Source organism: Massilia sp. R2A-15 (assembly GCF_030704305.1).
Classification (GTDB): Bacteria; Pseudomonadota; Gammaproteobacteria; order Burkholderiales; family Burkholderiaceae_D; genus JAFCUW01.
On record NZ_CP131935.1, the window covers coordinates 1,372,571 to 1,397,911 of the forward strand.

Annotated in this window: 22 protein-coding genes; 9 read left to right on the plus strand and 13 right to left on the minus strand. The window is 67.3% G+C overall.

The features are described 5' to 3' along the window. Position 1: 1 nt before the first annotated feature. The 9 genes from Q4S45_RS06280 to Q4S45_RS06320 all read right to left on the minus strand — a co-directional run bounded on the left by Q4S45_RS06280 (position 2) and on the right by Q4S45_RS06320 (position 11,433). Positions 2-1,255: a triacylglycerol lipase gene (locus Q4S45_RS06280; protein WP_305510173.1), complete on the minus strand. Its 1,254-nt coding sequence runs from the start codon at positions 1,253-1,255 to the stop codon at positions 2-4. Further along, the gene (locus tag Q4S45_RS06285; RefSeq protein ID WP_305510175.1) at positions 1,203-1,970 is read right to left on the minus strand and encodes a hypothetical protein; all 768 of its coding nucleotides are present in this window, start codon (positions 1,968-1,970) and stop codon (positions 1,203-1,205) included. Before Q4S45_RS06285 ends, Q4S45_RS06280 begins: the two co-directional genes overlap by 53 nt. 32 nt (positions 1,971-2,002) lie before the next feature. Then, positions 2,003-2,548 (minus strand): phasin family protein, encoded by a 546-nt coding sequence (locus Q4S45_RS06290; RefSeq protein WP_305510176.1) that lies wholly within the window; start codon positions 2,546-2,548, stop codon positions 2,003-2,005. Between the two features lie 40 nt (positions 2,549-2,588). After that, positions 2,589-4,286 (minus strand): AMP-binding protein, encoded by a 1,698-nt coding sequence (locus Q4S45_RS06295; protein ID WP_305510177.1) that lies wholly within the window; start codon positions 4,284-4,286, stop codon positions 2,589-2,591. A gap of 115 nt (positions 4,287-4,401) precedes the next feature. Continuing rightward, positions 4,402-5,808, minus strand: a complete 1,407-nt coding sequence (locus Q4S45_RS06300; RefSeq protein ID WP_305510178.1) for a wax ester/triacylglycerol synthase family O-acyltransferase — start codon at positions 5,806-5,808, stop codon at positions 4,402-4,404. Next, positions 5,808-7,787 (minus strand): SDR family oxidoreductase, encoded by a 1,980-nt coding sequence (locus Q4S45_RS06305; protein WP_305510179.1) that lies wholly within the window; start codon positions 7,785-7,787, stop codon positions 5,808-5,810. Before Q4S45_RS06305 ends, Q4S45_RS06300 begins: the two co-directional genes overlap by 1 nt. A 16-nt stretch (positions 7,788-7,803) precedes the next feature. Next, entirely contained in the window at positions 7,804-9,450 is a 1,647-nt protein-coding gene (locus tag Q4S45_RS06310) for a GMC family oxidoreductase (protein ID WP_305510181.1), read from the minus strand. Between the two features lie 100 nt (positions 9,451-9,550). Further along, positions 9,551-10,573, minus strand: coding sequence for a class I fructose-bisphosphate aldolase (locus Q4S45_RS06315; RefSeq protein WP_305510183.1), 1,023 nt, complete (start codon positions 10,571-10,573; stop codon positions 9,551-9,553). Then, the gene (locus tag Q4S45_RS06320) at positions 10,570-11,433 is read right to left on the minus strand and encodes a mechanosensitive ion channel family protein (RefSeq protein ID WP_305510185.1); all 864 of its coding nucleotides are present in this window, start codon (positions 11,431-11,433) and stop codon (positions 10,570-10,572) included. Before Q4S45_RS06320 ends, Q4S45_RS06315 begins: the two co-directional genes overlap by 4 nt. 201 nt (positions 11,434-11,634) lie before the next feature. Between Q4S45_RS06320 and ppsA the strand changes: the two genes are divergently transcribed. The 3 genes from ppsA to Q4S45_RS06335 all read left to right on the plus strand — a co-directional run bounded on the left by ppsA (position 11,635) and on the right by Q4S45_RS06335 (position 15,880). Further along, positions 11,635-14,088 carry a phosphoenolpyruvate synthase gene (gene ppsA / locus Q4S45_RS06325; protein ID WP_305512062.1) on the plus strand — a complete coding sequence of 818 codons (2,454 nt, stop codon included), beginning with the start codon at positions 11,635-11,637 and terminating at the stop codon, positions 14,086-14,088. Beyond that, complete coding sequence (locus Q4S45_RS06330; RefSeq protein WP_305510187.1) at positions 14,085-14,468, plus strand: cyclic nucleotide-binding/CBS domain-containing protein; 384 nt, start codon at positions 14,085-14,087, stop codon at positions 14,466-14,468. The genes ppsA and Q4S45_RS06330 overlap by 4 nt, the downstream gene beginning before the upstream one ends. A gap of 92 nt (positions 14,469-14,560) precedes the next feature. Beyond that, positions 14,561-15,880, plus strand: a complete 1,320-nt coding sequence (locus Q4S45_RS06335) for an MFS family transporter (RefSeq protein WP_305510189.1) — start codon at positions 14,561-14,563, stop codon at positions 15,878-15,880. A 43-nt stretch (positions 15,881-15,923) separates the two neighbouring features. Here the strand turns inward: Q4S45_RS06335 and Q4S45_RS06340 are convergent, their stop codons facing one another. Next, positions 15,924-16,454: an NAD(P)H-dependent oxidoreductase gene (locus Q4S45_RS06340; RefSeq protein ID WP_305510191.1), complete on the minus strand. Its 531-nt coding sequence runs from the start codon at positions 16,452-16,454 to the stop codon at positions 15,924-15,926. 105 nt (positions 16,455-16,559) lie between these two features. Here Q4S45_RS06340 and Q4S45_RS06345 point away from each other — a divergent pair, with 105 nt between their 5' ends. Continuing rightward, on the plus strand, positions 16,560-17,483 hold the full coding sequence (locus Q4S45_RS06345; RefSeq protein ID WP_305510192.1) for a LysR family transcriptional regulator: 924 nt from the start codon (positions 16,560-16,562) through the stop codon (positions 17,481-17,483). A gap of 18 nt (positions 17,484-17,501) precedes the next feature. On the opposite strand, the gene Q4S45_RS06350 is transcribed toward Q4S45_RS06345, so the two are convergent. Then, positions 17,502-17,966 (minus strand): SRPBCC family protein, encoded by a 465-nt coding sequence (locus Q4S45_RS06350; RefSeq protein ID WP_305510194.1) that lies wholly within the window; start codon positions 17,964-17,966, stop codon positions 17,502-17,504. Positions 17,967-18,127: 161 nt separating this feature from the next. Here Q4S45_RS06350 and Q4S45_RS06355 point away from each other — a divergent pair, with 161 nt between their 5' ends. Together Q4S45_RS06355 and Q4S45_RS06360 are read left to right on the plus strand one after the other, a co-directional pair. Beyond that, entirely contained in the window at positions 18,128-18,670 is a 543-nt protein-coding gene (locus Q4S45_RS06355; protein ID WP_305510196.1) for a lipocalin family protein, read from the plus strand. Between the two features lie 76 nt (positions 18,671-18,746). Further along, entirely contained in the window at positions 18,747-19,436 is a 690-nt protein-coding gene (locus Q4S45_RS06360; protein ID WP_305510197.1) for a pentapeptide repeat-containing protein, read from the plus strand. A gap of 26 nt (positions 19,437-19,462) precedes the next feature. Here the strand turns inward: Q4S45_RS06360 and Q4S45_RS06365 are convergent, their stop codons facing one another. Then, positions 19,463-19,678, minus strand: a complete 216-nt coding sequence (locus Q4S45_RS06365) for a hypothetical protein (RefSeq protein ID WP_305510198.1) — start codon at positions 19,676-19,678, stop codon at positions 19,463-19,465. A gap of 297 nt (positions 19,679-19,975) precedes the next feature. Between Q4S45_RS06365 and Q4S45_RS06370 the strand changes: the two genes are divergently transcribed. Then, a complete protein-coding gene (locus Q4S45_RS06370; RefSeq protein WP_305510200.1) occupies positions 19,976-22,096 on the plus strand; it encodes a copper-translocating P-type ATPase in 2,121 nt (706 codons plus the stop codon). Between the two features lie 20 nt (positions 22,097-22,116). On the opposite strand, the gene Q4S45_RS06375 is transcribed toward Q4S45_RS06370, so the two are convergent. Next, positions 22,117-22,677, minus strand: coding sequence for a cytochrome b (locus Q4S45_RS06375; RefSeq protein ID WP_305510202.1), 561 nt, complete (start codon positions 22,675-22,677; stop codon positions 22,117-22,119). A gap of 245 nt (positions 22,678-22,922) precedes the next feature. On the opposite strand from Q4S45_RS06375, the gene Q4S45_RS06380 reads away from it, so the two are divergent. Both Q4S45_RS06380 and Q4S45_RS06385 read left to right on the plus strand, forming a co-directional pair. Then, complete coding sequence (locus Q4S45_RS06380) at positions 22,923-23,741, plus strand: LuxR C-terminal-related transcriptional regulator (protein WP_305510204.1); 819 nt, start codon at positions 22,923-22,925, stop codon at positions 23,739-23,741. A gap of 252 nt (positions 23,742-23,993) precedes the next feature. Continuing rightward, positions 23,994-25,334, plus strand: coding sequence for an MFS transporter (locus Q4S45_RS06385; RefSeq protein ID WP_305510205.1), 1,341 nt, complete (start codon positions 23,994-23,996; stop codon positions 25,332-25,334). Positions 25,335-25,341 lie beyond the last annotated feature (7 nt).

The following is a 25,341-nucleotide window of genomic DNA, read 5'->3' on the forward strand; positions in this document are numbered from 1 at the left end:
CTCAGCGCCGGCCCGGCCGCCGCCCCAGCCAGTGGCGCAGCTGCTGGTAGACCTCAAGGCGGCTGAGCAGGTCGAGATGATGGATGCCGAAGCCGATCCACTGGTGCGACGTGGGGAAGGCCAGGGTGCGCGCCGGATCGTCGTGGCGGCCCAGCGCCGTGTCCAGTGGCACCAGCCCGTCTCCCAGCAGCCGGTCGCGCAGGTCGCCCTGGCGCCGCCCCGTCGTACCGGCGATCGTGTAGCAGCGCACGCCGCGCGGCAGCGGCAGCGGCTGCGGCAGGTCGCCGCCGTGGCGGAAACGGTCGCGTCCGCGCCAGTCCTCGTCAACCAGGTTGCCGTAGCGCAGGTCGGTGATGCCGGCGCTGCGCAGCTCGCCCAGCCGGGCAAAGGGCGCCGTCAGGGTGCTGCGGCCCAGCACCGCGGTCAGCCAGTTGCCGTGGCGTTCGAGCGGCGCGCCGTGGTGCGGGGTGCCGAGGAACACCAGGTGGCGCAGCTGCGCGCGCCAGCGATGGCCGTCCTGTTCGGCGTAGTGGCAGGCGCTGCGCGCCACCAGCCCGCCCATGCTGTGGGCGAGGATGGCGATTTCCTCGATGTCTTCCGGCCAGGCGGCGACCAGTTCGTCGAGCAGGGCGGCCAGCTCGCGGCCGTTGCGCGAGATGTGGCGCCCGCTGTTGTAGTGCAGGTAGAGCGCGGTGTAACCCAGGTCGCGCGCCAGCGCCGCGCCGTGGTCGTGGTGGCTGGTGCGGCGCCACTGCAGGTCGCAGCGGCACAGGCCGTGCACCAGGATCAGTACTTTGGGGCCGGCGCCGGGAAGCGCCGCCAGCGCCTCGGGAGTGAGCGCCAGCGCCTTGCCTTGCGTGCGCAGGCGCATGGGGATCGCCAGCGGATTGCCGGCGCGCGCCAGCAGGTCGCCAAACAAGCCGTTGAGCGCGGCCAGCACCGCCTCGCGCTGCGCCGTCGAACCGCGCTGGGCCGGCGCGGGGGCGAGTTGCGCGTCGATCCAGCGGCCGGTCAAGGCGATCGTCAGCTTGGCGCGGCGAAACGCGACGCCGGCGATGCCGCCGGCGCCGGGCGGCGCGAGCGGCTTGCCCAGCAGCTTGAGGTGCACCACTTCGACCTGGTCGACCAGCACCTCGATCGCCAGCAGCAGCAGGCGCCCGGCGCCGTGCAGGTCGGCCGGATGGATGTGGCGGGCCGACGCTTCAGGCGATTTCTTGGCGGGCGCGCTCAACGTCGAGCCTTTCCATGGCGTCATGCGGTTCGCTCGCTGCGGCCTGTTCGCACAGGGCCAGCGCTTCGCCGGCCTTGGCGCGGCCGTCGAGCATGACCATGCCGCGCGCGTACTCGATGCGCGCGATCGCCGAGCCGGGATTGAGCTCGAGCGCCTCGCGGAAGTGGCGCAGCGCCGCGTCGCGGCTGGCGCCGTAGGTCAGGCTGGCCACCAGGGCGCCGACCTTGTCGATGATTTCGGCGTGATACACCCCCAGCGCGATGTGCGCGTCGGCGTGGCGCGGCGCGAGGTGCAGCGCGGTGTCCAGGCTCGCCTTGACCTTGCCGGCGACGCCTTGCGCCAGCGCCTTGAGCACGGAGACGTCCTGGGCGTGGCGGCCCAGCGCGTAGGCGTGCCAGTAGAAGCCTGCCGCGCTGGCCGGCTGCTCGCGCTGCTGCCGCTCGCAGCGTTCGGCCACTTCGAGCAGCCGCGCGCCCTTGTCCGCTGCGCCGGCCAGGTAGACGGCGTGCATGCAGGCGGCCTTGTTGGCCACGGAATAGCCGGCCAGGCCTGCCGCCATCCCGGCGTGCGCCGCCTGCTCGAACCGCCCGGCGTGAAAGTCGATCCAGGCGGCCACCAGCGCGGCGCTGCGCGGCCACGGTTCGACGTCGCCCGCATGCAGTGCCGGCCAAGCCTTCTTCAAGGCCGCGCCCGTGTATTCAAAGTCGGCGCTGGGGTAGGGGAAGGCCTTCCATGGCATGGCATGCTCCGGCCCGCGGCGATCCCCGGCGCTCAGTGGTGGCGCGCCGCGGCCTTGGCCTGCCGCTTCGGCGCCGCGCGTACCGGCGCCTTGATCGGCACGTCCTTCAGCGCGGGCTTGGCGCTGGCGGCCGGCTTGGCCGCCGCGGTGCGCCGGGCCGGGGCCGGGGCGGGCGATGCCGACGCGGCCACCTGCGCCTTCAGTTCGGCCAACTCTCGGCGCAAGGCATCGAGCTCATCGTGCGAAGGCACGCCCAGCGCGCTCATCGAACGCGCCACGCGGTCCTGGAACAGCTTCTCGATCTTGTCCCACGATCCGCTGGCCTGGCGGCCGACGCTTTCGGCCAGCCGGTTGGCGCGCTCGGCCACGCCTTGCACCTTGTCGCCGGCCATTTTTTGCGTCAGCTGGTGCAGGTCCAGCCCCTCGCGCACCAGGGAGTCGAACAGTTCGCCGCCTTCGTGCTGGGCGCGGGCGAAGGCGCCCAGGCCCGCCTGCCAGATCTGCTGCGCCGAGCCGACCACCGCATCGACCATCGCATGCTGCTCCGCGGCCGCCATTTCCTTGAGTTTCTTGACCATGTCATTCCCCATTCCCGTTCATGTGCGCTGCCGCCCGGCTTCAGCCGGCCGCCACCGGCCCGGCGCTGCGTTGCGCCTCTTCCTCCATTACCACTCTCCGCAAGATCTTGCCGATGTTTGACTTCGGCAGCGGCTCGTCGCGAAACACCACGTACTTCGGCACCTTGTAGGCGCTCAGCGATTTCCTGCAATAGGCCAGCAGCGCTTCGGCCGTCAGCTCCGGGTCGCGCCGCACCACGACGATCTTCACCACTTCGTCGGAGTGCTCGTCCGGCGCACGGATCGCCGCCACTTCGAACACGCCAGGATGCAGCCCGACCACCTGTTCCACTTCGTTCGGATAGACCTTGAACCCGGACACGACGATCATGTCCTTCTTGCGGTCGATCAGCCTGACGTAGCCGCGTTCGTCGATCACGCCGATGTCGCCGGTGCGCAGCCAGCCATCGGCGGTGAGCGCGCGCTCGGTCTCATCGGGCATGTTCCAGTAGCCTTGCATCACTTGCGGACCGCGCACGCAGATTTCGCCGGTTTCGCCGGGCCCCAGTTCGCGGTCGGCCTCATCGAAAATCGCCACTTCGGTCGAGGGCAGCGGCAGCCCGACGGCGCCCGAGAACTGCGCCAGGTTGGGCGGGTTGGCGCACACGATGGGCGAGGTTTCCGTCAGGCCGTAGCCTTCGAGCAGCGGCACGCCGAATACCGCCTGCCAGCGCTCGGCCACCGCGCGCTGCACCGCCATGCCGCCGGCCACCGCCAGTTTCATGCCGGCCGGATGCACCTGGCTGATTTCGGGCGCTTCCAGCAGCGCGTTGAACAAGGTGTTGACGCCGATGATGACGTTGAACGGCGTGTGCCGCAGCAGCTTGATCAGGCCGCCGATGTCGCGCGGGTCGGTGACCAGCACGATGTGCGCGCCCAGCCGGCAGAAGGTGAGCGTGGCGGTGAGCGCGAACACGTGGTAAAGGGGCAGCGGGATGATCGCCGTCTCCTTCCCTTCTTCCAGGAAGCCCTGCACCCAGGCGGCGGTCTGCTCGACGTTCGCCAGCACATTGCCGTGCGTGAGGATGGCGCCTTTTGGCACTCCCGTGGTGCCGCCGGTGTATTGCAGGAACGCGATGTCGGCCGCGTTCAGGTGCACGTCGACCAGCGCAAGGTCCTTGCCGGCCTTGAGCGCGTCGTGCAGCGAGACCGCGCCGCCGATGTGCCATGCCGGAACCATGTGGCGCACATGCTTGACGACCAGGTCCACGATCTGCGCCTTCGGAAAGGGCAGCAGGTCGCCGACCGCGGTGGTGATGACGTGATGGACCGGCGTGAGCGGCAGCACCTGCTCCAGCGTGTGCGCGAAATTGTCGAGAACGACGATTGCGCGCGCGCCGGAATCGGCCAGCTGGTGCTGCAGCTCGCGCGGCGTGTACTGGGGATTGACGTTGACGACGGTGCAGCCGGCCTGGAAGGCGCCGAACAGGGCCACCGGGTATTGCAGCAGGTTGGGCAGCATCAGTGCGATGCGGTCGCCGCGGCCCAGGCCCGCCACTTGCTGCAGGTAGGCGGCGAACTGGGCGGACAGGCGGGCCAGCTCGTGCCAGCTCAGGGTGGCGCCCTGGTTGCTGAACGCGGGCTGGGCGCCGTAGCGGTCGGCGATCCAGGCGAGCAAAGCGTTGAACGAGGCGAACTTGCCGACATCGACATCGGACGGGATGCCGGGGGGGTAACTACTGAGCCAGTGTCGTTGCATGCCGGGCCTCATTGTGCGAAGGCAGGCGGGCCTGACAATGCCGCGCGTATTGGCGGCGCGAGCAGGCCCGTTTATAGATACTACGGCGGCAAGGGTAAAGCGCATTTGATGTGCATCAAGTTGAGACGGGCCAAGGCAGCATCAGCGCGTGCAGCAGCAAGGCCTCGAACTCCGCGGCGTAGCGCGGCGGCAGATCGGCCGGGTCGGCGATGCGGCGCGCGTCGGCGATGACGCCGAAACTGACCTGGCCGTCGTAGCTGAGGATGCTCACGCCCAGCCCGATGCCGCCCGACTGCGGCACCCAGAACATCTGCCGCGCGATGCGCTGGCCGGCAAGGTAGCGCGGCTGCTCCGCGCCGCGCACGTTGGTGACGATCACGCTGGCGTTGGCGGCCAGCGTCTCGAGCACGCGTTCCTTTAAAAATTCCGGCGCCACGCCCATGCCGGCGAGGATGCCGAGGGCGACCAGCGGCTGCTGCGAGTGCTTCAGTTCAGCCATGCGGCGCCGCACCTCGGCCACCCGTTCCAGCGGATCGGCGATTCCGACGGGCAGGGCGAGGAAAACCATGCCGAAGTGGTTGCCCAGTTCGGTCACGGGGCCGGGCGGGCGCAGGTTGACCGGCACCAGCGCGCGCAGTTCGACGCCGTCCACCGGCTCGCCGCGGTCCTGCATCCAGGAGCGCAGGGCGCCGGCGATGCAGGCGACCAGCAGGTCGTTGACGCTGCATCCGAGCACGCCGCAGACGGCCTTGACGTCGTCGAGCGCGAGCGGCTCGGCCCACGCCACCCGCTTCGTCACGCCCAGTTCGCCCTTCAGGCTGGTCGCCGAATCGGGCGTCATGTTGGCGATCACGCCGGCCTGGTGCAGCAGGTCGGCCGCGCCGGCGGCGGCCGCGAGGGCGCTGCGCGGCGAGGACAGCAGGGCCGCGCCCGTGCCGGCCGCGCCCAGCGTCGTGCGCAGCGCGTCGCCCGCCGTTTCGGTGACGACGCCGAAGATGCGCTCCCACGCGCTGCGCGGCGGCGCCGGCGCCAGGTCGGCCAGCGGCGCGCGCGGATGCGCCGGATCGAGATCGGTGATGGCGTCGACCACGTGCAGCAGGGCGAAGCCGTCGCCGTAGCAGTGGTGGATGCGCAGGATCAGCGCGCTGGCGCGGGCGCCCTGGGCGAGGTGGAACTGCCACATCGGCTTGCGCGGGTCGAGCGCGGTGCTGGCCAGGTCGCCCGCCAGTTCCTCCAGCGCGCCGCGGCCGGCCGGCAGGGCGACGCGGCGCACGTGCCACTCCAGGTCGAACTGCGGATCGTTTTCCCAGTACGGCGCCTCGGCCGGGCCGGCCACGCGCTGGCGGAAGCGGTGGAAGCACAGCATGCGCGCCGCGATCACCTCGCGCAGCGCGCGCAGGTCGAGGCGGCGCTCGAACAGCATCATCCCGCAGATCATCATCAGGTTGGTGGGCCGGTCCATGCGCAGCCAGGCCGCGTCGATCACCGACATCGGCTCGCGCGGCGCGAACGATTGGGACATCAGAGGTGGACGCCGTGCAGCAGGTGCTGCATGGCGCGCAGTTCGGGTGAGGCCGGCGGCGCGCCCCTGGCATCGGCGCCCTCCGGCTCGGCCGACAGGCGGTAGGCGGTGTTCATGATGATCTGGGCCATGTGCGGCGCCGCCAGCTGCATGCCCAGGCCGAACATGCCGACGTCGGTGGCGATGCGCGCCGGCGTGTTGACGATAGCCTGCACCACCAGCCCGGCGGCGGCGTCGGGCGTGAGCGCCGGCGCGTCGCGGTAGGCCTTGGTGGGGGCGATCATCGGCGTGCGCACCAGCGGCATGTTGATGGTGGTGAAGGCGACGCCCAGGTCGGCGTATTCGGCGGCGGCGCAGTAGGACCACGCTTCCAGGGCGGCCTTGGAGGCGACGTAGCCGGAAAAGCGCGGCGCGTTGGTCAGCACGCCGATTGAGGAGATGTTGACGACGTGGCCGCTGCGCTGCGCCGCCATGGCAGGCAGCAGTCCCAGGGTGACGCGCAGGGCGCCGAAATAATTAAGCTGCATCATGCGCTCGAAATCGTGCAGGCGGTCGTAGCTTTCCTCGACCGCGCGCCGGATCGAGCGGCCGGCGTTGTTGACCAGTACATCCACGCGGCCGTGCTCGGCCAGCAGCACCTGCACGAAGCGCAAGCTGTCGGCCGTGTCGGACAGGTCGGCGCGATAGGTGGCCACATCGAAGCCGCGCGCCTGGATCTGGGCGCGCGCCGCCGCCAGCTTCGCTTCGTCGCGCCCGCAGATCAGGGTGGTGGCGCCGGCTTCGGCGAGCCGCTGCGCGGTGGCCAGGCCGATGCCGGACGATCCGCCGGTCACCAGCACGACCTTGCCGGCCACGCGCGCGCGCAGGCTGCGCTCGATGTGCAGCGCAGGGTCGAGATGGCGCTCCCAGTAGTCCCAGACTGGCGCGGCGTACTGTTCCAGCGGCGGGCAGGCGATGCCGCTGCCTTCCAGCGCCGCCGCGGCCGCGCGGTTGTCGAAGCGTGTCGGCCAGTTCACCAGCTGCAGGATCCCTTCGGGCAGGCCGAGGTCTTCCATCAGCGCCTGGTGCAGCCGGCGCACCGGCTGCAGCGCGCTGATGGCGTTGCGCAGCCATGCCGGCAGCAGGCCGAGCAGGGCGGCGTTGACGCGCAGGCGCATCGGCGGGGCATGCGCGGCACGGGCGAACAGGTCGAGTACCTCGCCCACGCGGTGCGAGACCGGATCGGTCAGGTGGAAGCACTGGCCGTCCAGCCCGGGCCGGTGCGCGATGAAGGCGAGCGCATCGACGACGTAATCGACCGGCACGATGTTGACGCGTCCGCCCTCGATGCCGATGGCGGGCATCCACGGCGGCAGCAGGCCGCGGATGCGCTGGATCAGCTTGAAAAAGTAGTAGGGACCGTCCGGCTTGTCGGCCTCCCCGCTGCGGGAGTCGCCCATGACCAGGCCGGGCCGGTACACGCGCCACGGCACGGCGCAGCGCTCGCGCACGATTTTTTCGCCTTCGTGCTTGGTGGCGAAATACGGATGCCACAGCTGTTCGGCCTCGCCGAACATGTCCTCGCGAAAAGTGCCTTCGTACAGGCCGGCGGCGGCCACGGAGCTGATGTGGTGGAAGCATCCGGCGCCCAGCGCTGCGGCCAGGTCTACCGCGTTGCCGGTGCCCTCGACGTTGGCCGCGACCTGCTGTTCGGCGCCGGCGCGCAGATCGTACACGGCGGCCAGGTGGAAGAAGTGATCGACCTGGCCGGCCAGCGCCGCGCGTTCGGCGTCGGATACGCCGAGCAGGGGCTGCAGCAGGTCGCCGAACACCGGGGTCGCGCGCGCCGAGCCGGCGCCCCAGAAGGCCTGCGCCGACGCCAGTTTGCCGGCGCTGCCCTCGCGCGCCAGAAACCACACCGTGTTGCCGGGCGCGGCAAGCAGCTTGCGCACCAGGCGCTTGCCGATGAAACCGGTCGCTCCCGTGACGAAGTAGCGCATGATGGATCTTCCTCGGTCAGTGCTGGGGCGCCGCCACGGCCGCGTCCTGGTGCGCCGCGCCCAGGGTGGAGAGGATCATGTCGGCGCCTTTTTCGGCAATCATCATGGTCGGCGCGTTGGTGTTGCCGGCAATGAGGGTCGGCATGATGGAGGCATCGATGACGCGCAGGCCTTCGACGCCGTGGACCTTGAGCCGGTGGTCCACCACCGCCATCGGGTCGGCGCCCATCTTGCAGGTGCCGACCGGGTGGTAGATGGTTTCGGCCTTCCGCCGGATGAACGCTTCGATTTCGGCGTCGCTCTGGACTTCGCTGCCGGGAAAAATCTCCGCGCCGCGGAACGGATCGAAGGGCGCTGCGGCCAGCACCCGGCGCGCCGCGCGCACGCAGTCGATCATCGCCTCCAGGTCGGCCCGCTCGGACAGGTAGTTCGGATCGATCAAAGGCGCTGCGGCCGGATCGGCGCTGCGCAGCGTGATGCGGCCGCGGCTGGCGGGGCGCAGCGGGCAGGCGTGCAGCGCGTAGCCGTGGCCCCACAGCGTGAAAGCGGCGCTGCGCAGGGTGCGCGCGTGGCCGTCGAGGCGCGCCGGGGTGAAATGAAACTGGATGTCGGGCAGCTCCTGCTGCGCTCGGCTCTTGACGAAGCCGCCCGCCTCGGCCGAATTACTGGTCAACGCGCCGGAGCGGTGCACGATGTAGTCGTAGAGGCGCTTTACCTGGGCCGGCAGGGTGCGCAGCGACAGGCCGAGCGACACCGGCAGGCGGCAGCGCTGCACCACCAGCACGTCGAGGTGGTCCTGCAGGTTGCGGCCGACGCCGGGCAGTGCGTGGCGCAGCGCGATGCCGTGGCGCGCCAGTTCCTGCGGCTCGCCGATCCCGGAGAGCATCAGCAACTGCGGGGAATTGATGGCGCCTCCGGCCAGCAGCACTTCGCGGCTGGCGGCGATGCTGGCCACCGTGCCGCCGCGCCGGTATGCGACGCCGGTGGCGCGCTTGCCGTCGAACAGCACGCGCTCGGCCAGCGCGCCGGTCAGCACCGTCAGGTTGGGGCGGGCGAGGGCGGGATGCAGGTAAGCGCGCGCGGCGCTCCAGCGTTCGCCGTTCTTCTGGGTGACTTCGTAGCAGTTCACGCCCTCCTGTTCGGGGCCGTTGAAATCGGCGTTGAACGGGAAGCCGGCCTGCATGGCGGCGTCAATGAACGCCCGAGAGAGCACGTTGGGCGAGCGCAGCGGCGCCACGTTGAGCGGGCCGCCGCTGCCGTGCAGGGGCGAGGCGCCGTCCTCGTGGTGCTCGCTGCGCAGGAACAGCGGCAGCACGTCGTCGAAACCCCAGCCGGGATTGCCCAGCGCGGCCCAGTGGTCGTAGTCGGCGCGGTTGCCGCGCGTGTAGATCATTGCGTTGGTGGAGCTGCTGCCGCCCAGCGTTTTGCCGCGCGGCCAGAACAGGCGGCGACCGCCCAGTTGCTGCTGCGGCTCAGTGAAGTACTGCCAATTGAGCTTCTTGCTCATCATCAGGCCGACGATGCCAAGCGGCACCCGGATGAACGGGCTGCTGTCCGCGGGGCCGGCTTCGAGCAGGCACACGCGCACGGCCGGATCGGCCGAGAGCCGGTTGGCCAGCACGCAACCGGCGGAACCGCCCCCCACGATGATGTAGTCAAACATAGCGTCTCCAAAACAGTACCAATGCCCGGACTCATGGTGATCCTGTCTGGACTATTTGTAAACGCGATCGAATCGATTGCCGGCGGGGCGGCGCGGACGTTCAGTCGAGCGCCTCCAGGTCCGGTGCGTAGTCGCCCGTGCGCGCCAGCCGGTTCAGGCGGCAGCGCTTTGCCAGCGCCGCCTGCGCCGCTGGCGCGTTGCTTTCCTGTCCCTTCCACGCGGCCAGCACCGGCGCCTGCAGCGCCCGTCCATACGAAAAGCTGACCTGCCACGGATGCGGCCCCATCTTGTTCATCTCGTTCAGGTTGGCGGTGGCTTCTTCCGCGCTCTGGCCGCCCGACAGGAACACGATGCCGGGCACCGCCGCCGGCACATGGCGCCGCAGGCAGCGCAGCGTGGCCTCGGCGACCTGCCGCGCATCGGCCTGGCGCGCGCATTTCATGCCGGCGATGACCATGTTCGGCTTGAGCAGCATGCCTTCGAGCAGCACGCGATGCGCGTCCAGTTCGGCGAACACCGCTTGCAGCACCTGCGACGTCACCGCTTCGCAGCGCTCGATGTCATGCGCGCCGTCCATCAGCACCTCGGGCTCCACGATCGGCACCAGGCCCGCCTCCTGGCACAGGGCGGCATAGCGCGCCAGCGCGTGGGCGTTGGCCTGGACGGCGTAGCGGCTCGGGATGTCACGCTCGTCGATGTCGATCACCGCGCGCCACTTGGCGAACTGCGCGCCGAGCTGCTTGTACTCGGCCAGGCGTTCGCGCAAGCCGTCCAGGCCCGCGGTGACCTTGTCGCCGGGGTAGAGCGCCAGCGCCTTGGCGCCCTGGTCCACCTTGATGCCGGGGCTGATGCCGCGCCCCGCCAGCAGCGTGGCGAAGGGTGTGCCGTCGGCGCCTGCCTGGCGCAGCGTTTCATCGTAGAGGATCACGCCGCCGATCGCCGACTCGATGCCTTCGGTGGTGAACAGCAGCTCGCGGTAGCGCCGGCGGTTTTCCTCGGTGGACTCGACGCCGACCGCGTCGAAGCGCTTCTTGATGGTCGGACCGCTTTCGTCGGCGGCCAGCACGCCCTTGTCCGCCGCCACGATGGACTGCGCCACCGACATGAGTTCGTCGCTGTTCATGGAATGTTCTCCTGCAGGTGAGCGGGCGCGGCACGCGCCGCGGCCTCCACCGGATAGATCTTGACCGGGTGAGTGGCGACCGGAAAGCCAGCCGCGCCCAGCGTGTCGGCGATCATTCTGTTGGTATCGAAATACACTTGCCAATAGTGGCTGGTATGGCAATACGGCCGCACCGACAGCTTGGGGCCGAACTCATTGAATTCCAGGATCGCCACATCGGCTGTGGGCGTCGCGGTGGTGTTGGCGACCGTCGCCAGCGCCGCCTTCAGCAGCGCGATCGCTTTCTGTACGTCGGCGCTGCCCGCCAATTGGGCCACCAGGTCCACCCGCCGAAAGGGATGGGCCGAGTAGTTCTTGATGTCGCTGCCCATGATCTTGCCGTTGCCGACGATGGTCCTGACGTTGTCGGGCGTGTTGATCGTGGTGCCGAACAAGCCCAGTTCCAGTACCGTGCCTTCGATTCCGCCGATCATCACGTAATCGTCCACCTGGTAAGGGCGCAGCACCAGCAGGAATATGCCCGCGGCGAAGTTGCCCAGCAAGCCGCTCCACGCGGCGCCGATCGCCACGCCGGCGCCGGCCACCAGGGCGGCGAACGAGGTGGTTTCCACGCCGAAGTAGCCGAGAATCGCGACCACCAGGATGATGTTCAGCGCGACCGTGATGAAGCTCACCAGGTAGCGTTGGACGGTGGGGTCGATGCGCTGGCGCGACATGCCGGCGGCAACGAGCTTCGTCACCAGGCCGATCAGCCAGCGGCCGACGACGAACACCGCGATCGCCCCCAATACCTTGAGTCCGAACGCCACCAGGATGGGCTGCGCCGCATCCATCCAGGAGGTGATTCTTGCAGTGTTCATGGCGTGCTCCGCGAGATCGACGTGGCGTAGCTGTCGGTTGCATCAGAATCTCACAAGCGCGCGTAATTCGCCCGGATGGCCTGAACTGAGCGCTCGCGCCTTGCGATCGCTCAAACATGGTGCCTGCGTCGTTCCTGCCCGCCAAAACTTTCGCTTGAAAATCCTGTCCAACCAGGGTTGTGGCGAACCGGGGCATCGATGATGAACGCAGACCAACCCTACATCCGGTGGTTCTCGGAACTGGGCAATGCCGATGTGGCCCTGGTCGGCGGCAAGAATGCCTCGCTGGGCGAAATGTATCGCGAGCTGACGGCCAAAGGCGTCAGGGTGCCGAACGGGTTTGCCGTCACCGCCGCGGCCTACCGCTACGTGCTCGATCAGGCCGATGCCTGGTCCGCGCTGCATGCGGCCCTGGACGGACTGGACGTGGCCGACATCGACGACCTCGCGCGGCGCGCCCGCATGGCCCGCGACATCGTGTACGGCGCCGGGCTGCCGCCCGACCTCATCGACGCGATCTCATCGGCCTACGCGCGGCTGCGGTCCGAATACGGCGACCAGATGACGGTGGCCGTGCGCAGTTCAGCCACCGCCGAGGATTTGCCGACGGCGAGCTTCGCCGGCCAGCACGAAACCTACCTGAACATCAGCGGCGAGGCCAGCCTGCTTGATGCGGTGCGCCGCTGCTTTGCCAGCCTGTTCAAGGATCGCGCCATCAGCTACCGGGTGGAAAACGGCTTCGACCATTTCAAGGTGTTCCTGTCGGTCGGGGTGATGAAGATGGTGCGCTCCGACCTGGCCTCGAGCGGCGTGATTTTTTCGCTCGACACCGAATCCGGCTTTCGCGACGTCGTGTTCATCACCGGCGCCTACGGCCTCGGCGAAAACGTGGTCCAGGGCACGGTGGACCCGGACGAGTTCTATGTCTTCAAGCCGACCTTGCGGCAGGGGCGCCGCACCGTGCTGCGGCGCGCGCTGGGCGGCAAGAAGATCCGGATGGTGTATGCGGACGCGGAAGGCGGCGACAGCACGCGCAACGTGCCCACGCCGATGGAGGACCAGCGCCGCTTCTGCCTGTCCGACGACGAAGTGCTGGCGCTGGCCGACGCCGCCGTCGTCATCGAGGACCACTACAGCGCCAGGGCCGGCCACCCGACGCCGATGGATATCGAGTGGGCCAGGGACGGCATCGACGGGCTGCTCTACATGGTGCAAGCGCGTCCGGAAACGGTGGCGTCGCAGAAATCGCTGACCAGCTACGACGAATACCGCCTCGATCAAAAGGGAGAAGTGCGCGCCCGCGGCCGCGCCGTCGGCGCCAGGGTCGCATCAGGGCTGGCGCGGGTGATTACCGATGTGGCCCAGCTGAACCAGTTCCAGGCCGGCGAAATCCTGGTCGCCGACGCCACTATGCCGGACTGGGGCACGGTGATGAAGATCGCCGCGGCCGTCGTGACCAACCGCGGCGGGCGCACCTGCCACGCAGCCATCGTGGCGCGCGAGCTCGGCATTCCCGCAGTGGTGGGCTGCGACAACGCGACCGAATCGATCCGCACCGGCGACGAGGTCACCGTCTCCTGCGCCGAAGGCGACGCCGGCCGCGTGTATGCGGGCCGCATCGCGTTCCAGAAAACCACCACCGACCTGTCCAGCCTGCCCAGGCCGGGCACGCACCTGATGGTGAACATCGGCAACCCTGACGTGGCGTTCAAGACTTCGCTGCTGCCCAACGACGGCGTCGGGCTGGCGCGCATGGAATTCATCGTTGCCGAACATATCAAGGCGCACCCGATGGCGCTGGCGCATCCGGAGCGCGTCACCGACCCCGCCACGCGCGCGGCGATCGACGACCTGGCCCGCCTGTGCGCGCGGCCGGCCGACTATTTCGTGCGCCAGTTGTCCGAGGGCGTCGGCACGATCGCCGCAGCGTTCTATCCGAAGCCGGTGATCGTGCGCATGTCGGACTTCAAGACCAATGAATACGCGACCCTGCTGGGTGGCGCCGGCTTCGAGCCGCGCGAAGAGAATCCCATGCTGGGCTTTCGCGGCGCGGCGCGCTACACCCACCCGGCCTACGCCGACGGCTTCGCGCTCGAATGCCTGGCCATGCGGCGGGTGCGCCAGGAGATGGGCCTGACCAACGTCAAGCTGATGATCCCGTTCTGCCGCAGGGTGGCGGAGGCCGAACAGGTGCTGGCGGCGATGGCCGGCCACGGCCTGCAGCGCGGCGTGGACGGCCTGGAAATTTACGTGATGTGCGAAATCCCGAATAACGTGATCCAGATCGATGCCTTCGCCAGGCTGTTCGACGGCTTCTCGATCGGCTCCAACGACCTGACGCAACTGGTGCTCGGGGTGGACCGCGATTCGGACATCGTCGCCTTCGATTTCGATGAACGCGATCCCGGCGTCCTCGAGCTGATTCGCCAGGCGGTCGAGGGCGGACGGCGCATCGGGCGCCATGTCGGCATCTGCGGCCAGGCGCCGTCCGATTATCCCGAGGTGGCCGAGTACCTGGTGCGGCTCGGCATCGACTCGATCAGCCTCAATCCCGACACCATCATCCAGGCCACCAGGCTGGTGCTCGACGTTGAACAGCGGCTGGGGCGGCCGCCGCGCGGGGATGCGCCAGCCAATGAGGAGAACAGCACATGAGCAAGCCGATCGCATCGATGATGCAAACCCAGGCCATGGCGGTCGACATGGACGCGACGCTCCAGCAGGTCGATGAAATGCTGCGCGCGAATAATTTGTCGGCCCTGCCGGTCACCGAGCGCAGCGGCGCCCTGGTCGGCATCATCAGCGCGCGCGACCTGGCGCACTTTCGCCACGAGAAGCGCAATCCCGCCGAGGTTCGCGCCTGGGAAATCTGCTCGTACAAGCCGGTCGAAGTGGCGCCCGACGCGTCGGTCAGCGACGTGGCGCGGATCATGGTGACGCGCGGCATACACCACGTCGTCGTTGCGGACGGCAAGGGAATCGTCGGCATCGTGTCGGCGCTGGACTTCGTCAAGCAGTTCGTCGAGGATGCGTGAAGCGGGATCGACGCGCGCTCATGGCGTGCGATGCATATTGAACAACGCGGCGTAGAATAGGTTTGTCCCCATCCACTTTTCTCAAAAACAACATGAGCATCCCGCCCGCTTCCGTCGCCGCCGCCGCCGATGCACCTTACACCGCCAAGGAAACGCGCCATCGCATCTTCTCGATCGTGGCCGCGTCGTCCGGCAACCTGGTCGAATGGTTCGACTTTTATGTGTATGCGTTCACCGCGCTGTATTTTGCGTCCGCGTTCTTCCCCAAGTCGGACCCGACCGCGCAGCTGCTCAATACCGCGGGCGTGTTCGCCGCCGGCTTCCTGATGCGGCCCATCGGCGGCTGGCTGTTCGGGCGCATCGCCGATCGCAAGGGACGCAAGGTGTCGATGGTGATCTCGGTGACGATGATGTGCGGCGGCTCGCTGCTGATCGCCTGCCTGCCGACGTACGCGACGATTGGCGCCTGGGCCCCGTTCCTGCTGCTCGTGGCCCGGCTGTTCCAGGGCCTGTCGGTCGGCGGCGAATACGGCACGACGGCGACCTACATGAGCGAGATTGCGCTGCGCGGGCGGCGCGGCTTTTTCTCGTCGTTCCAGTACGTCACTCTGATCGGCGGCCAGCTGCTCGCGGTGCTGGTGGTGGTGGTCCTCCAGCAAACGCTCAGCGGCGATGAGATTCATGCCTGGGGCTGGCGCATTCCCTTCGTGATCGGCGCGATGACGGCCGTGGTCGCGCTGTACCTGCGCCGCAGCCTGACGGAATCGGCCAGCGCCGAAAGCCGCGCCAAGCAGGAGGCCGGCACCATCGGCGGCCTGTTCCGGCATCACAAGGCGGCGTTCTTCACCGTGCTCGGTTACACGGCAGGCGGCTCGCTGATCTTTTATACGTTCACCACCTACATGCAGAAGTACCTGGTCAATTCGGCCGGCATGACGATCAAGTCGGCCAGCACGGTGATGACCTTTGCCTTGTTCACTTACATGTGCCTGCAGCCGGTGTTCGGCGCCTTGTCGGACCGGATCGGGCGGCGCAACAACATGCTGGCTTTCGGCGCCCTCGGCACGATCTCGACGGTGCCGATCATGATGACGCTGCACCAGGTGACCAATCCCTACGTCGCCTTCTTCCTGATCGTGCTGGCGCTGGCCATCGTCAGCTTCTACACGTCGATCAGCGGCATCGTGAAAGCGGAGATGTTCCCGGCCGAGGTGCGCGCGCTCGGCGTCGGACTGGCTTACGCCATCGCCAACGCGCTCTTCGGCGGATCGGCCGAATATGTCGCGCTCGGGCTCAAGTCGATGGGGCATGAGTCGGCGTTCTTCTGGTACGTGACGGTGATGATGGCGATCGCATTCCTTGTCGCCTTGCGCCTGCCGCGCACCCCGACGTTCTTGCGCGACGACCGTTAGGCATCGCCGCGCAAGGCGCAGCCGCAAGCGGCGCGTCCGCGTGCTACAGGGCGGCGAGACGCTGGTGGTAGGCGGTCGCCACCTTGTCGAGCGCCGCGTCGTCCATCCCGATCACGCCGCTGGTGGAGAACACCGGCTGATACGCCATGCCGGCCAGGTTCGCGGTCGCCTGCAGCGGGCGCAGCAACTCGCTGAGCGTGTATTGGTTGTAGCCGCCGGCCTGGTACGCCTCGCCGGGGCCGCCGGTGGTGGTCGCCACCAGCAGCTTCTTGCCGCGCAGCTTGTCGCCGTTGCTGCCGTACGCGAAGCCGTACGCCAGCACCGCGTCCTGCCATTCCTTCAGGATCGCCGGCGTGCTGTACCAGTAGAACGGGAACTGCAGCACGATCACGTCGTGCTCGCGCAGCAGCTGCTGCTCGGCTTCGACGTCGATCCGATAATCCGGATAGCGCGCCATCAGGTCGTGGACCGTGACGTTCGGCAGGCTCGCCGCGGCCTGCACCATGGCCTTGTTGACGCGCGAAGCGGCTGGCCGGCGGTGGGCGTAAATGACTAAGATCCGGCTCTGCGACATGAATGCGTCCTTGCGAAAAATTTGTGGAGCGCCATCCTAACGTTTACCATTCGATCTGATTAGCTGGTAATCGATTGAATCAGTTTCAACGTTTTGGAATGAATCATGCGCAATTTCGATGGACTCGACAGCTTCCTCGCCACCGTGGAGGCCGGCAGTTTCTCCGCTGCCGCCGGCCGGCTGGGGGTGACGCCGGCGGCGGTGAGCAAGCAGGTGGGCCAGCTAGAGCGCCACCTGGGCGCGCGGCTGTTCCAGCGCACCACGCGCAGCCTCACGCTGACCGAGAACGGCGAGCGCCTGTATGCCGAGACGGCCGCTCCGGCGCGCGCGCTGGAGCAGGCGCTGGCGACGCTCACCGATGACAGCGAGGCGCCGGCCGGCACCTTGCGCGTGAGCGTCGCCCCCGGGTTCGCGCGCCAGCACATCCTGCCGCTGATGCCGGAATTCCTGAAGCGCTATCCCGCGCTACGGCTCGACTGGAGTTTCGAGAATCGCCGGGTCGATCTGGTCAAGGAGGGCTTCGACGCCGCGATCGGCGCCGGCATCGGCACCGACGCCAACGTGGTGGCGCGCGCGCTGATGCCGCTCAAGCTGCTGACGGTGGCGGCGCCGTCCTACCTGGCGCTGCACGGCACGCCGGTCACGCTGGCCGATCTGGCCCGCCACGACTGTATCCGGCTGCGCTCGGCCACCAGCGGACGGCTGCGCGACTGGACCTTCCTGGTCGGCGACGAGATGGTCACGGTGCCGGTCGACGGGCGCGTCGTCGTGACCGACCTGGACGCCATCGGCGAAGCGGCGCTGGCCGGCATGGGGCTGGCGCGGCTGAGCGCGCACCAGGTCCTTCCCTACCTCGACGACGGCCGGCTGGTGCGCGTGCTGGACGATTTCCGCTCGCCGCCCAACGCGATCCAGGTGTATTACGCCCACTACCGGCTCACGCCACCCAAAGTGCGCGCGTTCGTCGAGTTCCTGAGCGCGTCGATGGCCAAGAGCGAGTTGCGGGCCCGGATCGACGCCATTCCCTGATTGGACGACGTTGCGCTTTTACGCCGCGATCGATTTTTCCTGTTCGACGGCGGACTTGATATCGTTCAGGTCCTGCAGCAGGGCCTTTTTCGCCACGCCCTTGAAGAATAGCGTCATTGGAATCGACATGATTTTCGCGGCGATACCTTGTGGCTGCGAGTCATGAATGCTGCTCAGTGTGACGGCACCGCCGCTCTCTGAAATACGCATGGTGGACAGGAAGACGAATCCGTCGCTTTCCGCCCGCGTCTTGTAGAACTCGTTCTCGGCAGCATCGGTGATCCACTTGTCCGCGCTGGCGGGCTTGCCGAACAAGATGCGCGTCTCGCGCCACTTCAGCCCGACGAGCCCGTCGGCCGGCCGGTCGAGCACCTCGATGGCTTCGATCCCGCTGATGAATTTGGCGGCGTTTTCGATGTCGGTGATCGCGGCCCAGACCGCTGCCCTGGATGCGTTGATGGTGACCTGTACTTCGACGAGCATGGTGTTCTCCTGGCGGCGGATTGAGGCGGTGAGTATGATGCCAAAAACCAACTTGAGCAATCGCCAACACTGACCCCGGCGCGGCGAGCGTGCGCCCGACGAAAGGGGCCACGGTTACTATCGCAACACTGATCAATGAGGGGCCATCCATGAAGACGAGCGTGACCGCATTATTACTGCTGGGGCTGAGCTGGAATGCGCTGGCCGCCGACGTGGCGCCGGCAGGCGCCAGGCCGCTCTCAACCATCGCGTCGCTCGACGTGCCGCGCTACATGGGCACCTGGTACGAGATCGCGAAGTTCCCAAACAGGTTTCAGAAGAAATGTGTCGGATTCACTTCCGCGACATATTCCGCCCTGGCCGACGGCACGCTGCAAGTGCGAAATCGCTGCCGCATGGACAACGGCCAGTTCGACGAGGCCGTCGGCGCCGCGCGCCAGGTGGGCGGGCCCGATTCGCCCAGGCTGAAGGTGCGCTTCGCCCCGGCGTTTCTGTCCTTCCTGCCGATGGTGTGGGGCGATTACTGGGTGATCGACCTGGACGCCGGTTACCAGCTGGCCGCCGTGAGCGAACAGAAACGCGAGTTCCTGTGGATACTGTCGCGCACGCCCAAGGTCGACCCGGCACGTTACCGTGCGCTGGTCGCGCGCCTGGAAGCGCAGGGGTTCGACGTGAGCAAACTGGTGCCCACCAGGCAGGAATAGCGGGAACAGCGATCGTTGAGCGAGCCGGGCGCCGGCCAAAGTTAAAATGGCGCATCGATCAACGGACTTCGTATCAATGCCAACTCCCGCCACCACCATTTCCGGCGCCAGCCTGAATCGCGCCCAGATCACCGAACTGCTCGCAAGCGGGAAGGGCGCCATCGTGTTCGACCGCTGCGAGCTGGACGGGGCCGACTGCTCCCGGCTCGATTTCCAGCACGCCGAATTCGTCGGCTGTTCGCTGGTCGAAACGTCTTTTTACGCAGCGAACCTGTCGCGCAGCAAGTGGCGCCGTTGCCGCGGCGGCCAGGCCGATTTCGAATCGGCCGAGATCGTCGATGCCCGCTTCGACGCCTGCGATCTGAATAATACGAACTGGCGCCGCGCACGGTTGGCGTCGGCAGCCTTCACGGAGTGCAAGCTGACCGGCGCCAGCTTCGAGGAAGCGGGCCACCTGGGACTCGCGTTCGAGCAATGCCGGCTGGCCGGTGCGGACCTGCGCCGTTTTTCGTTTCGCAAGGCGCGGCTCAATGGCCTGGACTTCCAGGACGCGGATTTGTCCGGCTGCGACTTCCGCCAGGCCGTGTTCGATGAGTGCAGCCTGCGCGACGCGCATCTGAAGGACACCAGGTTCGACGGCGCCGACCTGCGCGGCGCCGACATCGCCGGCATCAAGCTGGGCAATGCCGCCATGTTCAAGGGAGCGATCATCTCCAGCCGCCAGGCGGCGGAGATGATGCTCGAACTGGGCCTGGTGGTGGCATGAGGCTGCGCGACATCCAGATGCCACGGCTAGATCATCGGCCCTCCGATGTTGCCCTTGAAGATTTCCATATTCAGCGAAAAGTCGTCCACGACTCCGCCGGGGCGGCCGTCCACCTGGACGACCACGGCCCGGCCGCCGCGCACATTCTGCATCTGCTCGCGCGGTAGCACGCGCGCAGACTCCTTTTCATTTGCGGCCGATTGGCCCGAGGTTTTCAAGTCCGAGATGGTCAGCGATTTCATGATGGTTCTCCTGAAGATAGCGGTGCGGTAAAGTGAGCGGACGCGCATTTGCGCGCCCAATCGATACTACGCAACGACTATGCCAGCCCATGACGGCAGGGCTGTTCGATCATAAGTATCTGAAGATTCTAGGATTTTTTCATGATGGCGCCGTTTGACCCGACTTCTCGCGAAATCGGGATGTTGGATCGGATCCAACAGTGCCGGAAAATTGTTGGGCAATGGGTGACGCGCGCGCCGGCCGGGGCGATCCGGGTGTAATACGTTCACTATCGGGGCCGCATTGAGGAGCAAGAAATGGAGCCAGTGGCCGAAGGCACGTTCTACAACTGCCCGATGCACCCGCAGATTCGCCAGCCCGGCCCAGGCAGCTGCCCGATATGCGGCATGGCGCTCGAACCGGTGATGCCGTCGCTGGAGGAAGAGGACAACCCCGAACTGGCCGACTTCAGGCGCCGGTTCTGGTGGACCTTGCCGCTGTCGGCGGCAGTGTTCCTGTTGGCGATGTTCGGGCACATGCTGCTGCCCGCTGGCCTGCCGCACCAGAACCTGATCGAGCTCGCGCTCAGCACGCCAGTGGTGCTGTGGGCCGGCTGGCCGTTCTTTGTCCGATGTGGCAGATCGATCCGCAATCGCAGCCCCAACATGTGGACGCTGATCGGAACCGGCGTCGCGGCGGCCTATGTGTACAGCGTGGTCGCCACCTTTGCGCCGGGTCTGTTCCCGCCGGAGTTCGCCGCGCACAATGGCCGCGTCGGCGTCTATTATGAAGCCGCCGCCGTCATCGTCTCCCTGACCCTGCTGGGACAAATCCTGGAGCTGCGCGCGCGCTCCCAAACCTCGGCCGCCATCAAGTCGCTGATGGGCCTCGCGCCGCGGACGGCGCGGCGCATCCGCGCCGACGGCGTTGAGGCGGACATTCCGCTGACCCATGTGCACATCGGCGACTTGCTGCGCGTGCGGCCCGGCGAGAAGGTGCCGGTCGACGGCAAGGTGGCCGAAGGCGAGAGCGCGGTGGACGAGTCGATGCTGACCGGCGAACCGATGCCGGTCACCAGGCGGCCCGGCGACAGCGTCATCGGCGCCACGCTCAATACCAGCGGAAGCCTGGTGATCCGCGCCGAGAAGGTGGGCTCCCAGACCATGCTCTCGCAGATCGTGCAGATGGTCGCACTGGCGCAGCGCTCGCGCGCGCCGATGCAGCGGCTGGCCGACGTGGTGGCCGGCTACTTCGTCGTGATCGTCATCGGCATCGCGCTGCTCACGCTGCTGGGTTGGGGCTTGTTCGGACCCGCGCCGGGCTGGGTGTTCGGCTTCGTCAACGCGGTCGCGGTGCTTATCATCGCCTGCCCCTGCGCGCTGGGCCTGGCCACGCCGATGTCGATCATGGCCGCGACCGGTCGCGCCGCGACCCAGGGGATGCTGTTCCGCGACGCCGCGGCGATCGAAGGCATGCGCAGGATCGACACCCTCATCGTGGACAAGACCGGCACGCTGACCGAAGGCCGGCCCGCGTTCGACCGCGTGGCTGCGGCCCCCGGCTTCAGCGAAGCGGACGTGCTGCGGCTCGCCGCCGGCATCGACCAGGGCAGCGAACACCCGCTGGCGCACGCGATCGTCGCCGAGGCCCGCCGCCGCGGCCTCGCCCTGGCCACGCCGGAAAAATTCGAATCGTCCAGCGGCATCGGCGTGCGCGGCTTGCTGTCCGGGCAGCGCATCGCGCTCGGCAATACGGCGCTGATGGAAGAAGAGCTGGTCGAATGGCGCGGACTGAAAAGCCAGGCGGAGGAGCTGCGCCGCGAGGGCGCCAGCGTGGTGTACCTGGCAGCCGACCGGATGCTGGTCGGACTGATCGCCGTTTCCGACCCGGTCAAGGCGAGCACCGCGGAAGCGCTGCGGACCCTGCGTGACGCCGGCCTGAACGTCATCATGGCCACCGGCGATGGCGTCACCACGGCGCAGGCTGTGGCGCGCAAGCTGGGCATTGCGGAAGTCTATGGAGAGGTGAAGCCGAAGGACAAGCTGGACCTGGTGGAACGATTGCAGAAGGCCGGCAAGGTGGTGGCGATGGCCGGCGACGGCATCAACGACGCGCCGGCGCTGGCCAAAGCCGACGTTGGCATCGCGATGGGCACGGGGACCGACGTGGCGATCAACAGCGCCCACCTGACGCTGATAAAAGGCGACCTGCGTTCGATCGCGCGGGCGCGCCGGCTGTCGCTGGACACGGTGCGCAACATGCGCCAGAACCTTGGCTTCGCATTCGTCTACAACGCGCTCGGCATTCCGCTTGCCGCCGGATTGTTCCACCCGCTGACGGGACATCTGCTGTCGCCCGTCATCGCCGCGCTGGCGATGAGCCTGAGTTCGGTGTCGGTCATCACGAACGCCTTGCGCTTGCGCGGCGCAGCCTCCTGATGTCAGCGGCCGAAGTGGCGCTAGCGAGGCCACATGCGCTGGAACACGCCATCTTTGTCGACCAGCAGGTGCTTCAATGCGCCGGCCACATGAAGGGCGATCAGCGCGACCATCACCCACGCCAAGCCGATGTGCAACGAGAACAGCAATTCGGAGCGATCGTGGTTTTGCACTGCCCAAGCCGGCAGGTGCGAGCCGAAGAACGTGACGCCGTCTTCGCTGTACGAGGCCCCCAGGAAGCCAAGAACAGGCATCAGAAAGAGGCAGCCATAAAGACTCCACTGCGTGAAGTGCGCAAGTGCGACCTGCCAACCCGGGACACTGGCCGGAAGTGGCGCGGGACGATGCCGGGCGCGCCACCAGATACGCAGCAGCACCAGTACGAACGCGATCATTCCGAACGACTTGTGCTTGTCGAAATACCAGGCACTACGCGGATCCTCTTCAATCGACAGCATGTACCAGCCGATTGTCACCAGGGTTACGATCAGCACCGCCAGTACCCAGTGCAGCAGAATCGCTGGTGTCGCATAGCGCCAACGCGACCCCGGCGACGCGCTCCTCAATTTGTTTTCATTCATCGCTTGCGATCAAGAAGTTCAATCATTCAGCAAAACTGATCCGTAATGATCGGAATAATAACGTTTTTTCGCGATAATGCAGGCCGCCTCGGTCTGCGGTGTGCATCCCCTGTAACGTGTGCAAGGACCAGTTATTCAACGAGCGGTGGCGATGCCCGAGCTGGAGCTTGATAGTGGCATGATTGACACCGCGATCGCGCGATGCTAGCCTGAAAATCGATCTATTCTTTCGTCAGGTCTCCGCCATGCGCTACTGGCACCTCGACCGTCCCCCTCCCGCCGTCCCGCTCGACCTGTCGCAGGTGACCGGCCTGGTGGCGGCCATCGGCCAGGCTGATGCAACCTCGTTTGCCTCCGAAGTGCTGGGCACGCTGGGCGCCGCGGCGAAGATCTCGCAATGCACGATCTTCGCGTATGAATTCGGCAACCGGCCGCGCACGGTGTCGGTGGCGGACCGGCGCGGCGGCCGATTCCTGCGCGACGTCGCCGACGTCTATTCGAAGCTGTATTACGTTTTGGACGGCAACCAGGGCATCGTCACTGCGCCGCAGGCGGCAAAGCCGGGGGCGCCGATGGTGATCCACCAGCAGACCAGCGCCGACATCATCCACGAAGGCTACCGCGCCGTCTGCTACAGCGACCCCAATGTCTGCGACCGACTGTCGCTGCTGTTGCAGCCGGCCGACCACATCTGGCTGTCGGTGAACCTGTACCGCGACAGCGCCAACGCCAATTTCCAGCCCCAGGAGATTGCGCTGGTCGAGGCGCTGGCGCCGCTGATCGGCCACGCCGCCAGACACCACTACGCCTTGCACGGCCAGAGCCAGCAGGGCATCCCGCAGCTGATGCTGGCGCGCCTGCGCAGCATCTGCCCATCACTGCCCAAACGCGAACTCGACGTCGTGCGCGGCGTGCTCGAGGGGTGCTCGGCCGCCGAAATCGGCGAGATGCTCGGCATCAAGCCCGCGAGCGTCGTCACCTACCAGAAACGCGCCTACCAGCGGCTCGGCATCTCCAGCCAGCGCCAGTTGTTCGCCCTCTGCCTCTCCTCAGAGAAACCTTGATTTCTTCGGAAATGGGGTCAGGTCCGCAGGACCAGACCCCCGGCGTGGTACGCGGCGTCGGCGTCATCGGGGTCTGGTCCTGCGGACCTGACCCCATCTTGCCGTCCGATGTACCCAAAATGGGGACAAGCACCCCTTGACGCACTCCTATACTCAATTCATCGCATTGCGCCGAAAACAAGAACAAGCGGCGCCGACCGCCCGGCCGCAATGCGCGCCCGCAGTTCAATTGGAGTTGAGGAGACCGTCAACATGCAACCAGTTCCATCGTTAGTCCATCCCGCCCACGGCGGCGCCGAGCGCGCAGACGACACCGCACAGCGCGTCAACGCAAAAGTGTCGAAGCGCCTGCTGTGGTTCATCTTCCTGCTGTTTGTTTTTTCCTTTTTGGACCGTATCAACATCGGCTTCGCCGGCCTGACGATGATGAAGGACCTGGGCCTGACCTCGACCCAGTTCGGCCTGGCGACCACCTTGTTCTACGTCGCCTACATCGCCTGCGGCATCCCGAGCAACATCATGCTGGCGCGGGTCGGCGCGCGACGCTGGATCGGCGCCATCATGATCGCCTGGGGCGTCGCGTCGAGCGCGACCATGTTCGCCACCAATCCCAACACCCTGTACCTGCTGCGCGCAATGGTGGGCATCACCGAGGCCGGCTTCCTGCCCGGCATGCTGCTGTACCTGACGTTCTGGTTCCCGGCCGCCTACCGCGCCCGCGCCAACGCCATGTTCATGATTGCGATGCCGGTCACCGCGGCGCTCGGCTCGGCCGCATCCGGCTACATCCTCGGCCTGGACGGCGCGGCCGGCCTGAAGGGATGGCAGTGGCTGTTCCTGCTCGAGGGCCTGCCTTCCGCGCTGCTCGGCTTGGCCGTGTTCTACTACCTCGACGACCGTCCGCAGCAAGCCAAATGGCTGTCGGCCGAGGAGAAGGCCACGCTGGCGCGCAGCTTGGCAAGCGATCGCCCGCCGGAGCCGGCTGCCCACGCCAAACGCAGCCTGCTGGCCGAACTGGCGTCACCGACCGTCATCAAATTTGCCGTCGCCTATTTCTGCCTCGTGAACACCTTGGCGATGGTGGCCGTGTGGACCCCGCTGATCGTCAAGAGCTTCAACGCCGGCGCCAGCAACCAGACCGTGGGCCGGCTCGCCGCCATCCCGCAAATCGTCACCATCGCCGCGATGATCTGGTGGGGCCGGCGCTCCGACCGCAAACAGGAACGCCGCTGGCACCTGATGCTGCCGATGCTGATGTCGGCGGCCGGCTGGATCTGCACCGCGGCGGCCAGCCACCCGGCGCTGCAGCTGCTCGGGATTTGCCTGGCGTCGGCGGGCTCTTACACCGCGATGTCGATCTTCTGGACCACGCCGGACCAGGCGCTCAGCTTCAAGGCGCAGGCGGTCGGCATCGCCGTCATCAACGCCACCGGCAATATCGGTTCGGCGCTCAATCCGGTGATCGTCGGCTGGCTCAAGGACGCCACCCACAGTTTCAGCGCAGGCCTGATCTACGCCGCCGTGCTGCTGGTGGTGGGCGCCGCGCTGGTCATGCTCCTGCCGATCGACGGCCGCAAGCGCGCCGCAGCCTGAACATCCC

Excerpts from the sequence above, each read along its gene's own strand:
- Q4S45_RS06280 (WP_305510173.1), bottom strand. The coding sequence starts at position 1,255 with ATGACGCCATGGAAAGGCTCGACGTTGAGCGCGCCCGCCAAGAAATCG.
- Q4S45_RS06285 (WP_305510175.1), bottom strand. The coding sequence starts at position 1,970 with ATGCCATGGAAGGCCTTCCCCTACCCCAGCGCCGACTTTGAATACACG.
- Q4S45_RS06290 (WP_305510176.1), bottom strand. The coding sequence starts at position 2,548 with ATGGTCAAGAAACTCAAGGAAATGGCGGCCGCGGAGCAGCATGCGATG.
- Q4S45_RS06295 (WP_305510177.1), bottom strand. The coding sequence starts at position 4,286 with ATGCAACGACACTGGCTCAGTAGTTACCCCCCCGGCATCCCGTCCGAT.
- Q4S45_RS06300 (WP_305510178.1), bottom strand. The coding sequence starts at position 5,808 with ATGTCCCAATCGTTCGCGCCGCGCGAGCCGATGTCGGTGATCGACGCG.
- Q4S45_RS06305 (WP_305510179.1), bottom strand. The coding sequence starts at position 7,787 with ATGCGCTACTTCGTCACGGGAGCGACCGGTTTCATCGGCAAGCGCCTG.
- Q4S45_RS06310 (WP_305510181.1), bottom strand. The coding sequence starts at position 9,450 with ATGTTTGACTACATCATCGTGGGGGGCGGTTCCGCCGGTTGCGTGCTG.
- Q4S45_RS06315 (WP_305510183.1), bottom strand. The coding sequence starts at position 10,573 with ATGAACAGCGACGAACTCATGTCGGTGGCGCAGTCCATCGTGGCGGCG.
- Q4S45_RS06320 (WP_305510185.1), bottom strand. The coding sequence starts at position 11,433 with ATGAACACTGCAAGAATCACCTCCTGGATGGATGCGGCGCAGCCCATC.
- ppsA (WP_305512062.1), top strand. The coding sequence starts at position 11,635 with ATGAACGCAGACCAACCCTACATCCGGTGGTTCTCGGAACTGGGCAAT.
- Q4S45_RS06330 (WP_305510187.1), top strand. The coding sequence starts at position 14,085 with ATGAGCAAGCCGATCGCATCGATGATGCAAACCCAGGCCATGGCGGTC.
- Q4S45_RS06335 (WP_305510189.1), top strand. The coding sequence starts at position 14,561 with ATGAGCATCCCGCCCGCTTCCGTCGCCGCCGCCGCCGATGCACCTTAC.
- Q4S45_RS06340 (WP_305510191.1), bottom strand. The coding sequence starts at position 16,454 with ATGTCGCAGAGCCGGATCTTAGTCATTTACGCCCACCGCCGGCCAGCC.
- Q4S45_RS06345 (WP_305510192.1), top strand. The coding sequence starts at position 16,560 with ATGCGCAATTTCGATGGACTCGACAGCTTCCTCGCCACCGTGGAGGCC.
- Q4S45_RS06350 (WP_305510194.1), bottom strand. The coding sequence starts at position 17,966 with ATGCTCGTCGAAGTACAGGTCACCATCAACGCATCCAGGGCAGCGGTC.
- Q4S45_RS06360 (WP_305510197.1), top strand. The coding sequence starts at position 18,747 with ATGCCAACTCCCGCCACCACCATTTCCGGCGCCAGCCTGAATCGCGCC.
- Q4S45_RS06365 (WP_305510198.1), bottom strand. The coding sequence starts at position 19,678 with ATGAAATCGCTGACCATCTCGGACTTGAAAACCTCGGGCCAATCGGCC.
- Q4S45_RS06370 (WP_305510200.1), top strand. The coding sequence starts at position 19,976 with ATGGAGCCAGTGGCCGAAGGCACGTTCTACAACTGCCCGATGCACCCG.
- Q4S45_RS06375 (WP_305510202.1), bottom strand. The coding sequence starts at position 22,677 with ATGAATGAAAACAAATTGAGGAGCGCGTCGCCGGGGTCGCGTTGGCGC.
- Q4S45_RS06380 (WP_305510204.1), top strand. The coding sequence starts at position 22,923 with ATGCGCTACTGGCACCTCGACCGTCCCCCTCCCGCCGTCCCGCTCGAC.
- Q4S45_RS06385 (WP_305510205.1), top strand. The coding sequence starts at position 23,994 with ATGCAACCAGTTCCATCGTTAGTCCATCCCGCCCACGGCGGCGCCGAG.